Raw genomic sequence first — 20,813 nt, forward strand, 5'->3', positions numbered from 1 at the left:
CATCATGTCAGGGACGGGTCAGGGTCCATCCCCGATGTGAACAGGGGCTGCGAAGGGGCAACCTGAGTCCATGAGCGAAATCAGCCGACGCGACGAGATGTCGCTTTCCGGCGCCGCCCTCCGCGGCGCCCCCTGGAAGGCCGCCGTGGTCGGTGGCGGCGCCACCGCCGCCATCGCCTGGGTGTTCTCCGGGTTCGACGACATGGCCTGGGCGCTCGGCCTGGGCATCAATCTGTTCGCGCTGATCGCCGCGATCGGCGCGATCGCCAAGCCGGACGTGAGCGACCGGGTGACCCGGCAGGCCAGGATGTGGTCGCTGAAGCACCCGTGGAAGTTCGCGCTCCTGCCGGCCGGAATCTCGGCGGTCCTGGACTACCCGGTGCAGCTGGTGCTCGACGGCGAGGGCGTCTTCGGGGCCGCATGGGGCGCGCTGTGGCACGGCGCGCTTGTCTACCTGATCGCGGCCGTCATGACGTTCGTCATGCAGGGACGAGCACGATCTTCCCAGTGACCCGACGCTCCACCAGATCCGCCATGGCCTGCCCCGCCTGCTCCAGTGGCCGCACCTGCGGCGCCACGGGATCGATGCCCGGCATGGCCAGCAGTTCCTCCAGCATCGCCCGGTTCTCCGCCGCATGGGTCATGGACCACGCGCCCCAGTCCAGGCCCATGGCGGACCGGCTGCGCAGCAGCATCTGGTTGGCGGGGAGCCGCGGGATCTCCCCGGAGGCGAAGCCCACCACCAGCAACCGCCCGCGCTCGCGCAGCGCGCGCAGGGCCTGCTCCGACAGCGCGCCGCCGACAGGATCGACCGCCACGTCCACTCCCCAGGCGCGCGCCGTGGCCTTGAGGTCGTCGTAGCCGACGGCCTCGTCCGCCCCGGCCCTGATCGCCACCTCGCGCTTGGCCGCGCTCGACGCCGCCGCCAGCACGTCGGCGCCCAGCGCCTTGGCCACCTGAACCGCCGCCAGCCCGACCCCGCCGCCGGCGCCCAGCACCAGCACGCGCTCGCCCGGTTGCAGCCCCGCCCGCTCCCGCAGCGCGAACAGCGCCGTGCAGTGGCTCTGCGCGAAGGCCGCCGCTCGCGCGGCGTCGAGATGATCAGGCAGCGGTACGGCCTGCGCCGCGTGCACCAGCACATGGCTGGCGAACCCGCCCAGCCCGGTGATGGCCAGGACCCGCGTGCCGTCGGGAGTGCGCCCCGCCACCTCGTACCCGGGTGTGAACGGCAGCGGCGGCCTGATCTGGTAGCCGCCGCGCACCATGAGCCCGTCGACGAAGTTCACCCCGGCCGCCTCTACCTCGATGAGCACCTGCCCGGGTCCCGGGACGGGGTCGGGGGCCTCGACGAGTTCGACCGGCTTGCCGTACCCGGTGCAGACGATCGCCTTCATCGGCGCTCCGCCACGCGCTTGAGGTTCTCCAGCGTCGTGGCCATGTTCGCGGTGTTGTGGCTGACCCGGTCGGGCACGTTGGTGGCCCAGCCGGCGACGACCCGCATGAGGGCGCCGCGGGTGTCCCAGGTCTTCTGCTCGACCAGGCAGCCGTCGTCGGTCGGGGTCAGGTCGAAGCGCCAGACGGCCACGTCGATCACTCCGGCGGCGCGCACGTGGTAGGCGAAGGCGCGGCCGGGTTCCGCGGCGGTGACCGTGCATCGGGTGGACCAGCGGCGGGCGCCGTTGCGGTTGCTGCCGACGAAGCGCGCGCCCCTTCTGGGCTCCTTGACCTCGCCGACCCAGCGTGCCCTGCGGCACTCGGAGTTCCACGTGCCGAGGTTGGCGAGGTCGGTGATGAGCTCGTAGACCCGCTGTGCGGGGGCGGCGATCTCGATGCGTGCGGACGCGCTTGGCTCGCTCATGCCGCCCAGTCTGATCGACCGAACTTTATTCGGGCAAGTTTCTCTCGGCCTGGCTTCTGCAGACGTCGAACTCGTTGCCCTCGGGATCGCGCATGACGACCCAGCCGACGCCGTCCTCGGTGCGGCGGTCGTCGAAGATCGTGGCGCCGAGGCCGACCAGGCGCTCGACCTCCTGGTCGCGGGTGCGGCCCTCGGTGCCGTTGACGTCGAGGTGGACGCGGTTCTTGACCGTCTTGCCCTCGGGGACCTTGACGAACAGCAGGTAGGGGTCCTGTTTGGTGCGCAACATCACTTCGTCGTCGCCGGGGACGTCGCCTTCGCCGAGCGGCAGGCCGGTGGCCTCGGACCACCAGGCGGCCAGCTCGTAGGGGTTGGCAGCGTCGATGGTGATGGCATGGATCTCAATCATGCGACCCACCTAATCGAACACCACCAAAGCCGTCAAGCAGGTTATGCGGCCGTGCGGCAGGGGAACCGACCGCACGGCCGAGCCCGTGAGGGGGGTCAGTGGGCGGCGCCGCCCGCCAGGTTGAGGCCGATGACGCCGATGACGATGAGCGCGATGCTGGCGACCCGGGCGAACGACACGTTGTCCCCCATGGCGAGCATGCCCACGATCGCGGTGCCCACCGCGCCGATGCCCGTCCAGACGGCGTAGGCGGTGCCGACCTCAAGCGACTTGAGGCTGTACGCCAGCAGGCCGAAGCTCAGGACCGCGAAGCCCAGGAACGAGATGGTCCACCACAGATGCGACAGCCCGTTGCTCATCTTGAGCGACAGGGCCATCACCACCTCGAAGGCGCCGGCGATGATGAGCAGGATCCACGCCATGACGATGCACTCCCTTGCGAACGAGTCGACAATGTCGTGCGTCGTCTTGGCGAACCGGGTACGGCGCGTCTCGTCCGGGAGCTTTGTCGCTCATTTCCTCTAACGGCCGGCGTTCTCCGATGATTCCCACCAGATCGTGACCCAGCGGTCACGCGGCACCGGCCACATGCCGAGCTCCATCGCGGTCTCCGCCACCTCGGGGGCGCGGGCGGGGTCGAGGCAGATGCGGTGGCAGGCGGAGACGGCCAGTTCCTCCAGCGTGCCGAAGCGCTCCAGCGGCGACTCGCGCTCCTCCACCCGCACGTCGAAGCCCATCGCCGCGGCCAGCGCCACCACGTCTTCCGCGACGGGCCGCACGGGGCGGCGTACGTCGTGGAAGTGCTCCCACAGCGGAGCGAGCCAGCTCATCGGGTGGCGGTGGGTGAGCTCCAGCACCACGCGGCGGCGGGCGTGCGCGTCGAGTTCGCGCAGGAAGCCGGTGAGGTCGGGCACGTTGTAGACGACGTGCGCGGCCACGGCCACGTCGGCGACGGGCACCTCGGGGGCCACGTCGGGCCAGCGGCCCTCGACCCGGATGACCTCGACGCCGAGCTTGTCCGCCTTGGGGCCGAGTGCGGCCAGCATCTCGGGCGAGGTGTCCACGGCGATCACCGCGGCCAGGTGCTCGTGCAGCGGCAGCGAGGCGGCGCCGGCGCCCGCGCCGACGTCCAGGATCGTGCCGCCCTCGGGCAGCGCCTCGGCCAGGCGTGTCATCGTCGGGCCATGGTCCGGCTCGGCCAGCGCGCGGTCGGTGCGCGTGGCGAATCTGGCGGGATGGTGGCCCCACGGATCGGCCGGGGCCTTCTCCAGGATTTCCGGAGGAATGGCCCACGAACCCAGGCGCTCCCGCCACAGGGCGGAGAGCTCTTCGGCGTTCATGCAGACGAGCATGCCACGCATACCAGTGGTTACCCGCGGGTAGCATTTCTAGTAAGGTTACTGGCCAGTAGACTAACGCCGCGGTTCAAGGAGATCAGCAGCCATGGGCCACTACAAGAGCAACGTGCGCGACCTGGAGTTCAACCTCTTCGAGGTGTTCGGCCGCCGTGACATCCTCGGCACCGGGCCCTATGCGGAGGTCGACGAGGACGTCGCCCGGAGCATTCTCGACGAGGTCAACCGACTGTCCACGACCGTCCTTGCCGATTCGTTCGAGGAGGGCGACCGCACCCCGCCGGTCTTCGACCCCGCCACGAGCACCGTGACCGTCTCCGACGGCGTCAAGAAGTCCTACAAGGCGCTGGTGGACGGCGGCTGGGCGCACCTCGACCTGCCGGTCGACCTGGGCGGCCCCGGCATCCCGCGTACCCTCGCGTGGGCCACGGCCGAGATGGTCCTGGGCGCCAACCCGGCGCTGTACATGTACGCCGCCGGCCCCAATTTCGCCTACACCCTGTGGAAGACCGGCACCACCGACCAGAAGCGCTTCGCCGAACTGGCCATCGAGCGCAACTGGGGCGCCACCATGGTGCTCACCGAGCCCGACGCCGGTTCCGACGTCGGCGCGGGCCGCGCCAAGGCGATCCAGCAGCCCGACGGCACCTGGCACATCGAGGGTGTCAAGCGCTTCATCACCAGCGCCGAGCACGACATGTCGGAGAACATCTTCCACCTCGTGCTGGCCCGCCCCGAGGGCCACGGCCCCGGCACCAAGGGCCTGTCGATGTTCCTGGTGCCCAAGTACCACGTGAACCTGGAGACCGGCGAGCTCGGCGAGCGCAACGGCGCCTACGTCACCAACGTCGAGAAGAAGATGGGGCTCAAGGTCTCCACCACCTGCGAGCTCACCTTCGGCGACAAGCACCCGGCCATCGGCACCCTGGTCGGCGACGTGCACGAGGGCATCAAGCAGATGTTCATGGTCATCGAGCACGCCCGCATGATGGTCGGCACCAAGGCCATCGCCACCCTGTCCACCGGCTACCTGAACGCGCTGGAGTACGCCAAGTCCCGCGTCCAGGGCGCCGACCTGACCAAGATGACCGACAAGGCCGCCCCTCGCGTCACCATCACCCACCACCCCGACGTACGCCGCGAGCTCATGCTGCAGAAGGCCTACGCCGAGGGCATGCGCGCTCTGGTCATGTTCACCGCGACCTACCAGGACGCCATCCAGATCAACCCGGACGACCAGGCCGCGCACGCCATGAACGACCTGCTCCTCCCGATCGTCAAGGGCGTCGGCTCCGAGCGCTCCTACGAACTGCTCTCCCGTTCGTTGCAGACCCTGGGCGGCTCCGGCTACCTGCAGGACTACCCGATCGAGCAGTACATCAGGGACGCCAAGATCGACTCCCTCTACGAGGGCACCACCGCGATCCAGGGTCTCGACCTGTTCTTCCGCAAGATCCTGCGCAACCAGGGCGCCGCCGTCGGCTCCCTGCTGGCCGACATCAACGCCTTCGCCGCCTCCGAGGCCGGAAACGGCCGCCTGAAGGAGGAGCGCAAGCTCCTCGCCGAGGCCGCGGCCGAGGTCAAGACCATGGGCGACACGATGGCCGGCTGGGCGCTCGGCTCGCTGGAGGCTCCGGGTGAGCTCTACAAGGTCGGCCTGAACTCCACCAGGTTCCTGCTGGCCCTCGGCGACCTCATCATCGGCTGGCTGCTGCTGCGCCAGTCGGAGGTGGCCCTGGCCCGTCTGGCCGAGGGCGAGGACGCCTTCTACCAGGGCAAGGTCGCCGCCGCCGCCTTCTTCGCCGGCACCGTCCTGCCGAGGATCGCCACCGAGCGGCGCATCCTCGACGCGACCGGGCTGGAGCTGATGGAGCTGCCGGAAGAGGCCTTCTGACCCAGGGGTCAAGGAAGACCGCCCGCCACGTCGGCGGGCGGTCTATTTTCGCTTCATGAGCTCATCGCGGCACGATCACCCTCTGGCTCCGGCCCGTGCGCACGAGGTCTCGGACGGCGTCCACGCCTACGTCCAGCCCGACGGAAGCTGGTGGATCAACAACGCCGGCTTTCTCGTCGGCCGGCGCGGCGTGGTCAGCATCGACGCCTGCGCCACGGAACGCCGGACCAGGGCGCTGCGCGATGCGGTCGCGCGGGTGACCGACCGGCCGATCACCACGCTGGTCAACACCCACTACCACGGCGATCACACGTTCGGTAACTACCTGTTCCCCGAGGCCACGATCGTCGGGCACGAGCTGGCCAGGCGGATGATCCTGGCCGAGGGCATCCCCGGCTACCGCGCGGCCTGGTCGGCCGAGGTGGAGTGGGGCGAGCTTGAGGCGGTGCCGCCGTTCCTCACCTTCACCGACCAGATCACGCTTTACGTGGATGAGCTGAGGTGCGAGGTCAGGCATCCGGGGATGGCGGCACACACGACGAACGACGTGTACGTGTGGATTCCGGAACGCCGGGTGCTGTTCTCCGGCGACCTGGTGTTCAACGGCGGCACGCCGTTCATGCTGACGGGCTCGGTGGCCGGGACGGTCGAGGTGCTCGACCAGATCAGGGAGCTCGGCGCGGAGACGATCGTCCCGGGGCACGGCGAGCCGTGCGGGCCCGAGGTGATCGACCGGGTTCAGGAGTACGCGCGGTTCGTGCTGGCCACGGCCGAGCAGGGGCGCGCGGCCGGGCTGACGCCGCTGGAGGCGGCCAGGGAGACCGATCTGGGGCCGTGGGCGGAGCTGCTGGATCCCGAGCGCCTCGTGGGCAACCTTCACCGCGCCTACGCCGAACTGGACGGCCTGTCCAGAGGCGGACAGATCGACGTCGTGGCCGCCGTCATGGACATGATCACTTACAACGGCGGCCAGCCACTTACCTGCCTGGCGTGACGATCACCCATACTCGGGTATGACCGAGTGCGTACGCGCTCTTTCCCTCCGGAGGTCGCCATGGGTGTCGGGGTCAGCATCTTCTTCCTCACGCTTGGCGCGATCCTGAGATTCGCGATCGATCCCAACGTGTTCGGCAGCGCCGTCCGCATGGACGTCATCGGCCTGATCTTCATGATCGTCGGCGGCGTGGGGGTGGTGCTGAGCATCGTGCTCGCGCCCAAGCGGGGCCGTACCTCCGAGGACCGGCTGATGCACCGGGAGAACAACCCCCCGGAGGTCTAGAGCTCGACCTGGAGCGCCGCGCGGGCGGCGAGGATGGGCTTGATGCGCTCGGCGATGACGGCCTGGTGCACGGGGTGGTCCCGGTAGACCTCGTAGTCGGCGACCGAGTCGAACTCGGCCACGACCGCGAAGTCGGAGTTGCCCGCGCCCAGGCCGAGGTCGGTGCCGAGGTCGTAGCGGCGCAGCTGCGGGATCGCCGCGGGCAGCGCCGCCAGCCCTTCGGCCACGGCGGCCTTCTGGTCGTCGGTGGCCTCTTCTGACCAGGTCAGCAGCACGATGTGACGGATCATGCCGGTCAGCCTAGGGGCCGATCGACAACCGGTCGACGTTGGGTCCTCCGTTCCCGGTGGTGGCGGTGGCCCTGATCTTGTTGACGCCCGCCTGGAGCTGGAGCGGCACCGTCGTCGTCCGCCACGTCGTCCAGGCCCCGGTGCCGGGGAAGCCGGCCGTGGTGCCGTTGACGTTCAGCGGGCGGTTGGCCGTCGTGCCGTTGGCGTAGCGGATCACCGCGTTCACGGTGCCCGCGGCGGCGGCGGTGACCGTCCACTCGACGTAGGAGCCGGTGACGTTGTCGTAGTTGACGAAGCCCGTGCCGGTGTAGCCGGCGTGGTTCGACTCCACCGCCCCACGGGAGATCACGGCGTCCTCGGCCTGGTACTCGGCGGGAGCGCTGCCGGTGGTGGCCTGGACCTCGTTGGAGGGGTCGGAGACGAGACCCGCCGCGTCACGGGCGCGGACGGTGAAGGTGTACGGCGTGCCCGGCTGAAGACCGGAGACCGTGGCGGTGGTACCGGTCACCGACGGGCCGCCCCGCACGTCGTAGCCGACGACGCCGACGTTGTCGGTCGCCGGGTCCCAGGCCAGGGAGACCGACGACGAGGTCGTGCCGGTGACGCGCAGGTTCGCCGGCGGGGTGGGCCGCTCGACGTCCGGCGGACCGGTCGGGACGGTGACCGTGGCGGTGTTCCAGCCCGAGACCCTGGCGTTGGCGCCGGTGCCGCCGGCGGTCAGCGTCCTCGACTCGCCCGGCCACAGGCTGATCGCGTTGTCGGACCAGGTGATGGGCAGGACCGGCGTGCCCGCGGCGTCGACCATCCTGACGTCCAGGTAGAGGGCGGGGGCGGTGCCGGTGTTGGTGATCGTGACCGTGTTCGTGGCCGCCGTGACGCTCAGGGAGGTTCTGGGCATCGAGTTGAGGCCGGTCAGGTTGGCGTAGCTGGAGGTCGGCACGTAGTACCAGGTGTTGCCCGGCCAGTCGATGACGTCGTCGGAGGTGGACAGCCAGTAGACGTTGCGGTCGATCTCCTCGCCGCCGCGCAGGAGCGTCAGCCGTACCAGGTAGGTGGCGCTGAGGCCGGAGATGGACGGGATCGTGACCGCTCTCGCCTTGCCGCCGTCGGCGGGGACGTCGACGGTGGCGGTGGCGGAGTACTTCGCGGTGCCGTCGAGGTTGAAGACGTCGGTCTTGACCTGGAGGTTCTGGGCGGCGTTCGGCGTGGAGTTCACCACGACGACCGAGTCGTCGTCGTAGGAGTACTGGACGTGCAGCGGCTTGTTGGCCTCGCGCGCGCCCCAGTAGGAGCCGCCCTGGTCGAGGTAGTAGTCGAACAGCTGCCAGTGCAGCGAGGACCAGCCGCTGTTGAGCATCCAGTAGATGACGCCGGTGGAGGGGTTGGTGGAGTCGGTGAAGTTACGGCCATAGGCCTCGAACTGGGCTCTCACCGCCTCGTACTGGGCCAGTTGCGCCTTCTTCACGTAGTCCTCGCGGCCGGTGGGCACGCCGTACCTGCCTCTGAGGGCGTTGTGGTAGATCGACAGGTTGTTGAAGGTGCCGGAGGGCGAGCGGTGGTACTGCGTGGCGTCCGGGTTCTGCCAGAGCGAGTCGATCTGGGCCGGGGTCATCATGCGCTTGAGCGAGTCGAGCGTGGGCACGTCGGGCCCGGCGCCGGTCTCGGAGTTGAAGCCGAACGCGCCGCCTTCGCGCTTGTTGTACCAGTAGTTGGGCGGCACCCAGTCGTACGGCCCCGGCATCTTCATGCCCGAGTTGCCCAGTCGCGGACTGGACTTGTCGCTGGCCACCGGGACGATCGGCAACTGCCACTCGGCCTGGTTCAGCGCGTCCAGGTAGCCGGTCTCCTTCTGCGCGGGCGGCGGGTTGTCCGAGCCGATGAGGAAGGAGATCACGCTCGGGTGGTTGCGCAGCCGTACGGCTTCGGCCAGCATCGACGCCTTGGCGATCGGGTAGTCGGCGCCGGAGAAGGAACCCTCCCACTTGTTGCAGCACTCCCAGCCGGGCAGGGTCAGGATGCCGTGCTTGTCGGCCAGGTCGTAGAGCTCGTCGCCCTCCAGGTGTCCCTCGACCCTGATCGTGTTGAGGCCGAGGTCCTTGACGTAGCGGAGCTTGTCCTCGAGGTAGCCGATCTTGGGGCGCAGGAAGATGTCGGGTGACCAGCCGCCGCCCCTGATGAGGAGGTTCCGGCCGTTGATCTTGTAGTAGCGGCGGCCGGAGGCGTTCTTGGCCGACTCGACCTTGCGGACGCCGAAGCGCTCGCTGACGACGTCGCTGGTGACGCCGCCGGCCACGGCGGTGAGGCCGAGGTCGTAGAGGGGCTGGGCGCCCATCGCGTACGGCCACCAGACCCGCGGGTTGCCGATCGTCTGGTTGAACGTGATCCGCTTGGTCTCGCCCGCGGCCAGGGAGACGTCCTGGCTGAACGTGAGCGCGCCGATCGTGCCACGGACCGTGGTGGTCACCGGGCTCGTGGTGTGGTTGCGTACGTCGGCCTTGATCGTCAGGTCGGCGCGGTCCAGGGCGGGCACGGTGAGGTTCGTGATCACGTGCGGGTTGTTGAGTGAGACCGCGGCGGTCCGCTTGATCAGCACGTCGCGGAAGATGCCCATGTTGTCGTCGCGCGGCAGTTGCACCCAGTCGATCCAGCCGATGGTCAGATGGCTGTTCGGGTTGTTGGGGTTGATCCGGAAGGCGATGGAGTTGACGCCGGCGCGTACCTGGGCGGTGATGTCGCGCTCGTGCCGCGTGTACGCCCCGGCCGCGCCGCTGACCACCTGGGTCCCGTTGACCCAGACGTCGGCGCCGGAGATCACCCCGCTGAAGTCGAGCAGGGTGCGCATGCCGCTCTCGGCGCCGAGTGTGAAGTCGGCCCGGTACCACCACGCCACGTCGAAGTCGGCGGTGGGGATGGACCGCATGTTCGTGGAGTAGAAGGGGTCGGGGTGGACGCCGTTCTCCAGGAGGCCGGCGAGGACCGTGGAGCGCGGGCCGACCGGGTACCAGCCGGTGGCGGCGTACCCGGGAGTGGAGATGGCGGCGCCGGAATCGCTCACCTTGGCCGAGGACTGGATCTTGTAACCGGGCAGTGCGGTCACGGACGGCGCCTCGGCACGGGCGGGAAGTGAGATTCCGAAAGCGGCCATGAGCAGCGCCAACACGACGAGTAATCGGGCCATGGGCACCCCGCTGGGATGAGTCCGTTTGTTAATAAACCTTCTTAACAACCAGATCGGATCTCGTAAATCCCCTTGAAGCCACAGAACACAACAGGCCGTCACCCTTCGCGGGCGGCGGCCTGTCGCGTGGCGTCAGCTCCAGGCGAGCATCCGCAGCGGATCCTCCAGCATCGCGCCCACGTCACGCAGGAACAGCGAGCCCAGTTCGCCGTCGATGATCCGGTGGTCGAACGACAGCGCCAGCGTCGTCACCTTGCGCACCGCCAGCTCGCCGTCCACCACCCACGGCATGTCGCGCACCTGGCCGAACGCCAGGATCGCCGACTCGCCCGGGTTGATGATCGGCGTGCCGGTGTCGACGCCGAACACGCCCACGTTGGTGATCGTGAACGTGCCGCCGGACATCTCCGCCGGCTGCGTCCTGCCCGCCCTGGCCGTCTCGGTGAGCTTGCCGAGCGCCCCGGCCAGCTCGGGCAGCGACAGCGTGTGGGCCGACTTGACGTTCGGCACCACCAGGCCGCGCGGCGTGGCCGCGGCGATCCCCAGGTTCACGTAGTGCTTGACCACGATCTCCTGGGCTTGCTCGTCCCAGGCCGAGTTGATCATGGGGTAGCGGCGGGCGGCCACCAGCACCGCCTTGGCCACCAGCAGCAGCGGCGAGACCTTGACCTCGGCGAAGTCCGGCACCTCGCGCAGCCGCCGGACGGCCTCCATGGTCGCGCTCACGTCGAGCTGCAGGAACTCGGTGACGTGGGGGGCGGTGAAAGCGCTGGCCACCATGGCCTGCGCGGTCATCTTGCGCACGCCCTTGATCGGAATGCGCTCTTCCTGTACGGCCGGCCGACCGCCCACCGCCTCCTCCTGGGTGGCGGCGGCGTGGATGTCCTCCCTGGTGATCGAGCCCTCGGGACCGGTGCCGCTGAGGGTGGTCAGGTCGACGCCCAGGTCCTTGGCCAGTTTCCGCACCGGCGGCTTGGCCAGGACCATCACGCGGCCGCTCTCCGAAGCGGGCGCGCCCGCCGGAGCGGGCCCGGTGACCTCGGTGCGGGCCGGGTTGGCCACGGGCGTCACGGGCACGGCAGAAGCCGCGGAAGCCTCGGGAGCCGGGCTTGACGGCGCCGCGGTGGCGGGCTGCTTGCGTGGACGGCGCTGGGCGGCGCCGGTCTTGACGCCGTAACCCACCAGGACGGCCTGGCGCTCCTCCTTGGGCGCCGGGCTCCCGTGGGCGCCCGGCTCCACGGCGCCCTCGGCCGGCGGGCTGGGCACCATGTCGTCGGCCAGCGCCTCGACACGCTCGCCGGCCTGCTCGGCGGCCGTGTCGATGGCGATGATGGGCAGGCCCACGTCGACGGTCTGGCCCTCCTCGGCCATCAGGCCGGCGACCACCCCGTCCCACGGGATCGGCAGCTCGACGATGGACTTGGCGGTCTCGATCTCGACCACGATCTGGTCGACCTTGACCGCGTCACCCGCCTTCACCTTCCACCGGACGATCTCCGCCTCGGTCAGTCCCTCGCCGACGTCGGGGAGCTTGAACTCGCGTCGCATACGGGATCCCCCTCTCAGTAGGCGTAGGCGCGGTCGACGGCGTCGAGCACCCTGTCCAGGTCGGGCAGGTAGTGCTCTTCGAGCTTCGACGGCGGGTAGGGGGTGGAGAACCCGCCGACCCGCAGCACCGGCGCCTCCAGGTGGTAGAAGCACTGCTCGGTGATCCGGGCGGCGAGCTCGGCGCCGAAGCCGCTGTAGACGGGCGCCTCGTGCACGATGACGACCCGGCCCGTTCTGCGTACCGAGTCCATGAGGCGCGGGGAGTCCAGGGGGTTGAGTGAGCGCAGGTCGATGACCTCCAGGGAACGGCCTTCCTCGGCGGCGGCGCCCGCCACCTCCAGGCAGGTCTTGACCATGGGGCCGTAGGCGACGAGCGTGAGGTCGGTGCCCTGCCGTACCACGGAGGCCTGGTCGAAGGGGGTCCACCAGTCGGTGGTGCTGGTGTCGACCTCGGCCTTCTCCCAGTAGCGGCGCTTGGGCTCGAAGAAGATGACCGGGTCGTCGCTGCTGATGGCCTGCTGGATCATCGAGTAGGCGTCGAGCGGGTTGGAACAGGCGACGACGCGCAGCCCGGCGGTGTGCGTGAAGTACGACTCGGGCGACTCGCTGTGGTGCTCGACGGCGCCGATGCCGCCGCCGCAGGGGATGCGGACCACGATGGGCAGCTTGATCGCCCCGAGCGAGCGCATGGGCATCTTGGCCAGCTGGGTGATGATCTGGTCGGCGGCCGGGAAGACGAAGCCGTCGAACTGGATCTCGCACACCGGGCGGAAGCCGCGCAGCGCCAGGCCGATGGCGGTGCCGATGATGCCGGACTCGGCGAGCGGGGTGTCGATGACCCGGTCGTCGCCGAAGTCCTTCTGCAGGCCGTCGGTGACGCGGAAGACGCCGCCGAGCTTGCCCACGTCCTCGCCCATGATGAGGACCTTCGGGTCGTTCTCCATGGCCTTGCGCATGCCCTCGTTGAGCGCCTTGGACAGGCTGAGCACCGTCATGCCTCGAAACCTTCCAGGTAGGCGGCGAACTGGGCGCGCTCCTCGTCGATCAGGGCGTGCGGCTCGCGGTAGACGTGGTCGAAGATGTCGAGCGGCCGGGGGTCGGGCATCTCCAGGCAGCGCCGGCGCACGTCCGCGCCGAGTTGCTCGGCCTCGGCGTCGATGGCGTCGAAGAACGCCTGGTCGGCCATCTCCTGCTTGAACAGGTACGCCTTGACCCGCTCGATGGGGTCCTTGAGCTTCCAGGCTTCGAGCTCGGAGGCGACCCGGTAGCGGGTGGGGTCGTCGGTGGTGGTGTGGGCGCCCATGCGGTAGGTGAAGGCCTCGATCAGCGTGGGCCCCTGGCCGCTGCGGGCGTCCGCCAGCGCCTTGCGGGTGACCGCGAGGCAGGCGAAGACGTCGTTTCCGTCGACCCGCAGCCCGGGGAAGCCGAAGCCGGAGGCGCGCCGGTAGAGCGGGATGCGGGTCTGCTTCTCGATCGGCTCGGAGATGGCCCACTGGTTGTTCTGGCAGAAGAAGACGACCGGGGCATTGAAGACGCTGGCCCAGACGAACGACTCGTTGACGTCACCCTGGGAGGAGGCGCCGTCGCCGAAGTAGACGATCGCGGCGCCATCGCCGCCGTCGCGCTGGATTCCCATGGCGTAGCCGACCGCGTGAAGGGTCTGGCTGCCGATCACGATCGTGTAGAGGTGGAAGTTGTGCTCGACGGGATCCCAGCCGCCGTGGTTGACGCCGCGGAACAGACCCAGGAGCTTGACGGGGTCGACGTCGCGGCACCAGGCCACGCCGTGCTCACGGTAAGTCGGGAAAGCCATGTCGGCGTCGGTGAGCGCCCGCCCTGAACCGATCTGAGCGGCTTCCTGGCCGAGCAGCGATGCCCAGATGCCCAGTTCGCCCTGGCGTTGCAGCGCCACCGCTCCGAGGTCGATACGGCGGACGAGCACGAGATCGCGGTAGAGCGACCTGACCTCTTCCGGTGTCAGGTCGATGTCGTAGTCGGGGTGCTCGACTCGCTCGCCCTCGGGGGTGAGCAACTGGACGAGCTCTGGGGGTGCTTCAGCACCACGAGAGGCGTCGACGGTCACGAGCCCTCCTTCGTCGGTCTCATGACCACGGTGCTGTGTCTAATGATGACCTCGGCAAGCTCGCTCATGGCCACTCCTGTGCGGTCGGGGCCGGGGTGGGTGGGGTTGCCACCGGCGCTCGGCCTTCTGGGCGTCCAAACCACTTGGTGGTGATTCGTCCACATATGGGGACATGGTGGCAGAAGTCACAGCCCTTCGCGCAAGCCCCATGTCGTCCAAGTTCCCCACGTAACGGGCGTGAACCCTTTCGACAACAGGCGGCAAGAAGAGGTAAACGACCGCCAAAGGAGCCGACGTGATATCGACATCACGTGTCTTTGTGCTGCCCGGAAACCACTGGTTTCTGCTCGCGGCACTGGTCCCGGCCGTGGTGTTGCGCGTTCTGACCATGGCCGGGCATCCCCCGGCCCTGCTGTTCTTCGCCGATTCCTTCACCTACCTCCGCGAGCCCGCCCCTGGAACGTTCCGGCCTGCGGGTTACTCCATCTTCCTGCACCTGCTCCGCCCGGCGCACAGCCTGGCCCTGGTCACCGCGGCACAGCACCTGATCGGGCTCGTCGTGGCGGTTTCGGTCTATGCATTACTACGCCGCCGCGGCCTGCCCGGGTGGGGCGCCACGCTGGTCGTCACGCCGCTGCTGTTCGATGAGTTCCTCATCCTCATGGAGCACATGGTGATGGCCGACGCGCTGTTCGCCGCGCTGCTGACGGGCGGCGTGCTCACCCTGCTCAGCGGCCGGTACGGCACGGCCGGCCTGCTGCTCGGAGCCGCCGCGCTCACCAGGACGATCGGCCTGCCGGTGCTCGTCCTCGGCGTGGCCTACCTGGCTGCGCGCAGGGTGGGCCCCCGGCCGGTGCTGCGACTGGCCGCGGCCGGGCTGGCGCCGCTGCTCGCGTACTCAGCCTGGGCGTTCGCCGAGACCGGATCACCGGCCCTGACCAGGGCGGACGGGATGTTCCTGTGGGCGCGGACCATGAGCTTCGCCGACTGCCGGGTGATCAGGCCCTCCGACACCCGTCTCTGTACGGACCAGCCCGCCGGGCAGCGGGCGGCGCCGCCGTTCTGGCTGTGGGGCGGGACGCTCGATCGCATCCCGGTCAAGGAGCGCAACGCGGTGGCCGGGCGTTTCGCCCGCGAGGCGATCACCGCCCAGCCGGGGGCGTACCTGACGGCCGTGGGCAGGGATCTCGGCGAGTTGCTGCGCTGGGAGCGCACCTCTTCGCGGGTGGTGCCCGGCAAACGCAATCCGTACCAGTTTCCGCGCGAGGAGCGGCGGGTGAAGGACCCCGGGCCCGCGAGCTACGAGCGGGGCCCCGCGGACACGCGCCTCATCGAGCCGTACGCCGGGTGGATGCGCGCCTACCAGCGCTTCGGCTACCTGCCGTACCCGCTGCTCACGCTGGCTCTCCTCGGCTCGCTGGCGGCGGCGGCGATCAGGCGGCGGCCCGAGGCGCTGCTGCCCGGACTGGCGGCTGTGACGCTGGTGGCCGGTCCGCCGTTCGTGAGCGGATACGACATCCGATACGTGCTCGCGGCCATCCCGCTGACCTGTCTGGCGATCGGGATGGTGACATTTCCTATTAGCCTGGATCGCGGTCTCCCGAGGAAGAGAAGTTCCCGTGTCAGCACACCGCGCCCTGATCCTCACCCTGATACCCGCGATCGCGCTGCGCCTGCTGGCCGTCCTGGGCTATCCCCCGTCGCTGCTGTTCTTCGGCGACTCCTTCGCCTTCCTGAGTGAGAAGCTGGCCCCCGGCACCACCCGCCCGTCGGGCTACTCCCTGCTGCTGGCGCTGCTGCGCCCCGCGCACAGCCTCACGCTGATCACCGTCGCGCAGCACCTGCTCGGCCTGGCCCTCGCGGTCGGCGTCTACCTGCTGCTACGCCGCCGCGGCCTGCCCGGCTGGGGTGCCACGCTGCTGGTCACGCCCATCCTCTTCGACGAGTTCATGGTCCTGCTCGAACACATGATCATGGCCGACCTCGTCTTCATCGTGCTGGTCTGCGGCGCGATCACGCTCATCGTCTGGCGGGTGACGCCGGCCACCGCCGCCGTGGGCGGGCTACTGCTCGGGCTCGCCGGCATCACCCGCACGGTCGGCCTGCCGCTGCTCATCCTCACCGCCGCCTACCTGCTCATCCGCAGGTACGGCTGGCGCCCCCTGCTGGCCCTCGTCGTGGCCGGGGCCATCCCGCTCGGCGCGTACGCCACCTGGACCAAGGTCGAAAAGGGGAAGTTCGCGCTGACCGAGGCGGACGGCAACTTCCTGTGGTCCAGGACCATGAGCTTCGCCGACTGCGCGGTGATCAGGCCGCCGGAGCGCCTGGCCGTGCTCTGCCCGGACATGCCGGTGGAGCGGCGCCCCTACCCGCCGTACTGGCTGTGGGAGAGCTTCTCGCCCCTGCTCAAGGTGCCCGGCACCGCCAACCGCAACCAGCTGGCCGGCGAGTTCGCCAGGAAGGCGATTCTCGCCCAGCCCGGCCCCTACCTCGGCGCGGTGGCCACCGACCTCACCAAGCTGCTGCGCTGGGAGCGCACCGCCGCGGCGGAGAAGACGCCCTACAAGTTCCCCGCCGCCGAGCGCCCGCTGAACGGCTCGGTGAAGCGGATCGCCGAGTCCTACGAGGACGGCCCGGCCGCCACCCGCGTCGTCGAGCCGTTCGCCGGATGGCTGCGCGCCTACCAGCGCTTCGGCTACGTGCCCTTCCCCGTGCTGATGCTCGGCCTGGCCGGCGCGCTCGGCGCCGCGCTGGTCCGGCGGCGCTGGGACGCGCTGCTGCCGGGGGTGGCGGCGCTCGCGCTGGTCGTCTCGCCGCCCTTCCTGGCCGCCTATGACGTACGTTACGTCATCCCGGCGATTCCGCTGGTCTGCCTGGCACTAGGCTTGACCCTCGGCACCCGACCACCATCGCCATCGCAGGAGGACCCAAGTGGCGCGCGTCATCGTCGACGTCATGCTGAAGCCGGAGATTCTCGACCCGCAGGGGCAGGCGATCGCCCGGGCCCTGCCTAGGCTGGGCTTCGCCGGGGTCTCCGCGGTCCGTCAGGGCAAGCGCTTCGAGATCGAACTGGACGGCCCCGCCGACGAGGCGGCACTTGCGGACGTCCGAAAGATGGCCGAGACGCTCCTGGCCAACACCGTCATCGAGGACTACGTCGTGCGGGTTGAGGGGTAGAAGCGTACGTTTGGCACCAGAATTGCCCCTGGCGGCTTAAAGCCGGGTTTTGCTGTGCCACAATCCCACGGGCTTACCAATACTAAATAACAACAACGTGATTTTGCGGTTAGCCCTGATTTCTCGGGGAAACCTACTCCAGGTGACGTTCTGGCGCCGGGAGGGGTCCGGTGGATATTGAGTTCTCGTTGGCACTGCCTCGGGATGCGATCGGCATACCGATGGTCAGGCGAGTGCTCGGCGATGCTATGCGCTCACTCAGCGTAAGCGAAAGCTGCATCGCCGACATGCTGCTCGCCGTCTCCGAGGCATGTTCCAACGCGGTGCGGCACGGGGGTCCCGCCAACCGCTACGAGGTCACGGCCGCCATCGGCTACGGCCGGTGCGACGTCCGCGTCGCCGACAACGGCGGCGGACTGCCCTCGATGCCCCTGCACTTCCCGCCTCCCGAGACCGAGAACGGCCGCGGCCTGCTGATCATGCGCTCTGTCGTGGACGAGATCTCCTTCGGTGTCACGCCCGGCCAGGGCACCACGGTCCACCTGCGCAAGCAGCTGGCGTGGGACGAGGCCGGCACCCGGCCGCGCGAGCTCGCCGCCGTCTGACAATCCCCCCATTCCGTACGGCAGGCCGCCGCCTCGCCGTACCAGCGGCATGTCCGCATCCGGAGGCCCTCACAGAGGCACGCCCGCGCACCCGATAGATTGTGGGCACCGCCGCAGACCGCCATCCGCCAGCAAGAGATGGTGGCGCGCGCGTGCGCATCCTCGGAGGGACGAAGTCATGAGCGCTGCCCGAGTGGGCATTGTCACGTTTCCCGGCACACTCGACGACCAGGACGCGGCGAGAGCCGTGCGCCTGGCCGGTGCCGAGGCCGTTCCGCTGTGGCACGCCGACCACGATCTCAAGGGAGTGGACGCGGTCTTCCTGCCCGGCGGCTTCTCCTACGGCGACTACCTGCGGTGCGGGGCCATCTCCCGGTTCGCGCCGCTGATGGACGAGCTGATCCCGGCGGCGAGGGCGGGTCTGCCCGTGCTCGGCACCTGCAACGGGTTCCAGATCCTGTGCGAGGCGCACCTGCTGCCCGGGGCGCTGACCCGCAACGCCTCACTGCACTACGTCTGCCGCGACCAGCGGGTGCGCGTGGAGTCGGACCGCACCGCCTGGACCCACGACTTCGCGGCCGGCCAGGAGATCGTCCTGCCGGTCAAGCACGGCGAGGGGCGCTACGTCGCCTCCGACGAGACGCTGGCCGGGCTGGAGGCGGATGGCCGGGTGGTCTTCCGCTACCTCGGCAACCCCAACGGCTCGCTCAATGACATCGCGGGCATCACCAACGAGGCCGGCAACGTCGTCGGCCTCATGCCGCACCCCGAGCACGCGGTCGAAGACCTGGTCGGCGCCCCGTCGACCGACGGCCGCGGCTTCTTCACCTCCATCCTGCGGAAGCTGGTGAACTCATGACCGACAGCGTGAAGCGAGCCGCGGAGACCCCCGATGAGGCGATGCCGTTCGCCGAACTCGGGATGAAGCGGGACGAGTACGACCGGGTCAAGGAGATCCTGGGGCGCCGGCCCACCGGGTCCGAGCTGGCCATCTACTCCGTCATGTGGTCGGAGCACTGCTCGTACAAGTCCTCCAAGGTGCATCTGCGGCAGTTCGCCACCAAGGCACCGAAGTCCGAGGCGCTGCTCGTCGGCATGGGCGAGAACGCCGGCGTCGTCGACATCGGCGACGGCTGGGCCGCCACGTTCAAGATCGAGTCGCACAACCACCCGTCCTACGTCGAGCCGCACCAGGGCGCGGCCACCGGCGTCGGCGGCATCGTGCGCGACATCATGTCGATGGGCGCGCGCCCGATCGCCGTCATGGACGCGCTGCGCTTCGGCGGCGCCCACCAGCAGGACACCAGGCGGGTGCTGCCCGGCGTCGTCGAGGGCATCTCCTCCTACGGCAACTGCCTCGGCCTGCCCAACATCGGCGGCGAGGTCGTGTTCGACCCCTGCTACATCGGCAACCCGCTGGTCAACGCCCTCTGCGTCGGCCTGCTGCGCAAGGACCAGATCAAGCTGGCCACCGCGCCGGGCCCCGGCAACAAGGTCGTGCTGTTCGGCGCCTCCACCGGCCCCGACGGCATCGGCGGCGCCTCGGTGCTGGCCTCGGCGACCTTCGAGGACGAGTCACAGGCCAAGCGGCCCGCCGTACAGGTCGGCGACCCGTTCATGGAGAAGCTGCTCATCGAGTGCTGCCTGGAGCTCTACGCGGCCGACGTGGTCGTCGGCATCCAGGACCTCGGCGCGGCGGGCGTCTCGTGCGCCACCACGGAACTGGCCGCCAAGGGCACCGGCGGCATGCACGTCGACCTCAACCTGGTCCCGCTCCGCGATCCCTCGCTCCGGCCGGAGGAGATCCTGATGAGCGAGTCGCAGGAGCGGATGATGGCGGTCGTCACGCCGTCGGACATCCCGGCCTTCATGGCCATCTGCGAGAAGTGGGACGTGCCCGCCGTCGTCATCGGCGAGGTGACCGACACCGGCCGCCTGATCATGACCTGGGACGGCGAGGTCATCGTGGACATCCCGCCGGGCACCGCGGCCGACGACGGACCGGTGTACGAGCGGCCCTACCACGAGCCGGTCGGCCAGCCGGCGCTCAACGCCGACACGCCCGACCGCCTGGAGCGCCCGGACAACCTGCGGGCCGCGCTCCTGCAGCTCCTCGGCTCGCCGAACCTGGCCTCCAAGGAGTGGGTGACCTCCCAGTACGACCGCTACGTGCGCTCCAACACCGTGCTGGCCCAGCCGGCCGACGCGGGCATGCTGCGTATCTCCGAGGTGATGGTGGGCTCGGAGCCCACCACCCGCGGCATCGCGCTGGCCACCGACGGCAACGGCCGCTACGCCAAGCTCGACCCGTACGCGGGGGCGCAGCTGGCGCTGGCCGAGGCCTATCGGAACGTGGCCGTCACCGGGGCCAAGCCGCTGGCCGTCACCAACTGCCTCAACTTCGGCTCGCCCGAGGACCCCGAGGTGATGTGGCAGTTCGCCGAGGCGGTACGCGGCCTGGCCGACGCCTGCAAGATCCTCGGCGTGCCGGTGACCGGCGGCAACGTCTCCTTCTACAACCAGACCGGCAGCACCGCCATCCACCCGACGCCGGTCGTGGGCGTGCTCGGCGTCATCGACGACGTGGCCAAGCGGGTGCCGTCCGGGTTCCCCGCCGAGGGGCTGCGGGTCGCGCTGCTGGGTGAGACGAAGGCCGAGTTCGGCGGGTCCGAATGGGCGCACGTGGCGCATGGCCACCTGGGCGGGCTGCCGCCCGAGGCCGACCTCGTCGCGGAGGCCGCGCTGGCCACCGTGCTGGTCGAGGCGGCTCGGCGCGGGCTGCTTCAGGGGTCGCATGACCTGTCGGACGGCGGTCTCGGGATCGCGCTGGCCGAGGCCTGCCTGGCCGCCGGGGTCGGCGCCACGGTGTCGGCTTCGCTGACCGGGGACACGTTCACCGACCTGTTCAGCGAGTCGTCGGCGCGGGCGCTGGTGGCGGTCAGGCCGGAGGCGTTCGACGAGTTCGCGGCGCTGTGCGCGCGGCACGAGGTGCCCTGTTACGGGCTCGGCGTGACCGGTGGGCCGGCGCTGGTCGTGGAGGGCGTGTTCGAGGTGCCGCTCGCGGAACTGCGCGAGACGCACGAGGGGACGCTGCCGGAGCTGCTGGGCTAGTACGGGTTCTGAGGGGCCGGTGGCGT

Annotated in this window: 19 protein-coding genes and 1 riboswitch; of the genes, 9 read left to right on the forward strand and 10 right to left on the reverse strand. The window is 69.7% G+C overall.

Annotated elements, in window-relative coordinates; all coding sequences use genetic code 11:
• The first annotated feature begins 70 nt into the window (after positions 1–70).
• Positions 71–511 carry a hypothetical protein gene (locus tag ACIBKY_RS40470; RefSeq protein ID WP_397105490.1) on the forward strand — a complete coding sequence of 147 codons (441 nt, stop codon included), beginning with the start codon at positions 71–73 and terminating at the stop codon, positions 509–511.
• Here the strand turns inward: ACIBKY_RS40470 and ACIBKY_RS40475 are convergent.
• The 5 genes from ACIBKY_RS40475 to ACIBKY_RS40495 all read right to left on the reverse strand — a co-directional run bounded on the left by ACIBKY_RS40475 (position 480) and on the right by ACIBKY_RS40495 (position 3,607).
• Complete coding sequence (locus tag ACIBKY_RS40475) at positions 480–1,394, reverse strand: NADPH:quinone oxidoreductase family protein (protein ID WP_397105492.1); 915 nt, start codon at positions 1,392–1,394, stop codon at positions 480–482. The genes ACIBKY_RS40470 and ACIBKY_RS40475 overlap by 32 nt on opposite strands.
• Positions 1,391–1,858: an SRPBCC family protein gene (locus ACIBKY_RS40480; protein ID WP_397105494.1), complete on the reverse strand. Its 468-nt coding sequence runs from the start codon at positions 1,856–1,858 to the stop codon at positions 1,391–1,393. The genes ACIBKY_RS40475 and ACIBKY_RS40480 overlap by 4 nt, the downstream gene beginning before the upstream one ends.
• A gap of 25 nt (positions 1,859–1,883) precedes the next feature.
• Positions 1,884–2,267, reverse strand: a complete 384-nt coding sequence (locus ACIBKY_RS40485) for a VOC family protein (protein WP_397105496.1) — start codon at positions 2,265–2,267, stop codon at positions 1,884–1,886.
• A 95-nt stretch (positions 2,268–2,362) separates the two neighbouring features.
• Positions 2,363–2,689, reverse strand: a complete 327-nt coding sequence (locus ACIBKY_RS40490) for a DMT family transporter (RefSeq protein WP_379613972.1) — start codon at positions 2,687–2,689, stop codon at positions 2,363–2,365.
• Positions 2,690–2,724: 35 nt separating this feature from the next.
• Positions 2,725–2,784: riboswitch (guanidine-III (ykkC-III) riboswitch) on the reverse strand.
• Positions 2,785–2,788: 4 nt separating this feature from the next.
• Complete coding sequence (locus ACIBKY_RS40495; RefSeq protein ID WP_397105498.1) at positions 2,789–3,607, reverse strand: class I SAM-dependent methyltransferase; 819 nt, start codon at positions 3,605–3,607, stop codon at positions 2,789–2,791.
• Between the two features lie 103 nt (positions 3,608–3,710).
• Between ACIBKY_RS40495 and ACIBKY_RS40500 the strand changes: the two genes are divergently transcribed.
• The 3 genes from ACIBKY_RS40500 to ACIBKY_RS40510 are packed head-to-tail and all read left to right on the forward strand — an operon-like array spanning position 3,711 to position 6,795.
• A complete protein-coding gene (locus ACIBKY_RS40500; protein WP_397105500.1) occupies positions 3,711–5,516 on the forward strand; it encodes an acyl-CoA dehydrogenase in 1,806 nt (601 codons plus the stop codon).
• Positions 5,517–5,571: 55 nt separating this feature from the next.
• Positions 5,572–6,510, forward strand: coding sequence for an MBL fold metallo-hydrolase (locus ACIBKY_RS40505; protein ID WP_397105502.1), 939 nt, complete (start codon positions 5,572–5,574; stop codon positions 6,508–6,510).
• Between the two features lie 60 nt (positions 6,511–6,570).
• On the forward strand, positions 6,571–6,795 hold the full coding sequence (locus tag ACIBKY_RS40510) for a hypothetical protein (RefSeq protein ID WP_379613980.1): 225 nt from the start codon (positions 6,571–6,573) through the stop codon (positions 6,793–6,795).
• Here the strand turns inward: ACIBKY_RS40510 and ACIBKY_RS40515 are convergent.
• The 5 genes from ACIBKY_RS40515 to pdhA form a co-directional block, all read right to left on the reverse strand.
• The gene (locus tag ACIBKY_RS40515; RefSeq protein ID WP_397105504.1) at positions 6,792–7,085 is read right to left on the reverse strand and encodes a Dabb family protein; all 294 of its coding nucleotides are present in this window, start codon (positions 7,083–7,085) and stop codon (positions 6,792–6,794) included. The genes ACIBKY_RS40510 and ACIBKY_RS40515 overlap by 4 nt on opposite strands.
• 10 nt (positions 7,086–7,095) lie before the next feature.
• Complete coding sequence (locus tag ACIBKY_RS40520) at positions 7,096–10,263, reverse strand: glycosyl hydrolase 2 galactose-binding domain-containing protein (RefSeq protein ID WP_397105506.1); 3,168 nt, start codon at positions 10,261–10,263, stop codon at positions 7,096–7,098.
• A gap of 132 nt (positions 10,264–10,395) precedes the next feature.
• Complete coding sequence (locus ACIBKY_RS40525) at positions 10,396–11,811, reverse strand: dihydrolipoamide acetyltransferase family protein (protein WP_397105508.1); 1,416 nt, start codon at positions 11,809–11,811, stop codon at positions 10,396–10,398.
• Between the two features lie 14 nt (positions 11,812–11,825).
• Positions 11,826–12,806 carry an alpha-ketoacid dehydrogenase subunit beta gene (locus ACIBKY_RS40530; protein WP_397105510.1) on the reverse strand — a complete coding sequence of 327 codons (981 nt, stop codon included), beginning with the start codon at positions 12,804–12,806 and terminating at the stop codon, positions 11,826–11,828.
• Positions 12,803–13,894 (reverse strand): pyruvate dehydrogenase (acetyl-transferring) E1 component subunit alpha, encoded by a 1,092-nt coding sequence (pdhA, locus tag ACIBKY_RS40535; RefSeq protein ID WP_397105512.1) that lies wholly within the window; start codon positions 13,892–13,894, stop codon positions 12,803–12,805. The genes ACIBKY_RS40530 and pdhA overlap by 4 nt, the downstream gene beginning before the upstream one ends.
• Before the next feature lie 295 nt (positions 13,895–14,189).
• On the opposite strand from pdhA, the gene ACIBKY_RS40540 reads away from it, so the two are divergent.
• From ACIBKY_RS40540 to purL, 5 genes are all read left to right on the forward strand, one after another.
• Positions 14,190–15,635, forward strand: a complete 1,446-nt coding sequence (locus tag ACIBKY_RS40540) for a hypothetical protein (RefSeq protein ID WP_397105514.1) — start codon at positions 14,190–14,192, stop codon at positions 15,633–15,635.
• 1,190 nt (positions 15,636–16,825) lie between these two features.
• Entirely contained in the window at positions 16,826–17,071 is a 246-nt protein-coding gene (gene purS, locus ACIBKY_RS40545; protein WP_379613994.1) for a phosphoribosylformylglycinamidine synthase subunit PurS, read from the forward strand.
• A gap of 221 nt (positions 17,072–17,292) precedes the next feature.
• On the forward strand, positions 17,293–17,676 hold the full coding sequence (locus ACIBKY_RS40550; RefSeq protein WP_397106002.1) for an ATP-binding protein: 384 nt from the start codon (positions 17,293–17,295) through the stop codon (positions 17,674–17,676).
• 178 nt (positions 17,677–17,854) lie between these two features.
• Positions 17,855–18,535: a phosphoribosylformylglycinamidine synthase subunit PurQ gene (purQ, locus tag ACIBKY_RS40555; RefSeq protein ID WP_397105516.1), complete on the forward strand. Its 681-nt coding sequence runs from the start codon at positions 17,855–17,857 to the stop codon at positions 18,533–18,535.
• A complete protein-coding gene (purL, locus tag ACIBKY_RS40560; protein ID WP_397105518.1) occupies positions 18,532–20,787 on the forward strand; it encodes a phosphoribosylformylglycinamidine synthase subunit PurL in 2,256 nt (751 codons plus the stop codon). Before purQ ends, purL begins: the two co-directional genes overlap by 4 nt.
• Positions 20,788–20,813 lie beyond the last annotated feature (26 nt).

It is taken from the genome of Nonomuraea sp. NPDC050394, from assembly GCF_044459065.1.
Taxonomy (GTDB): domain Bacteria; phylum Actinomycetota; class Actinomycetes; order Streptosporangiales; family Streptosporangiaceae; genus Nonomuraea.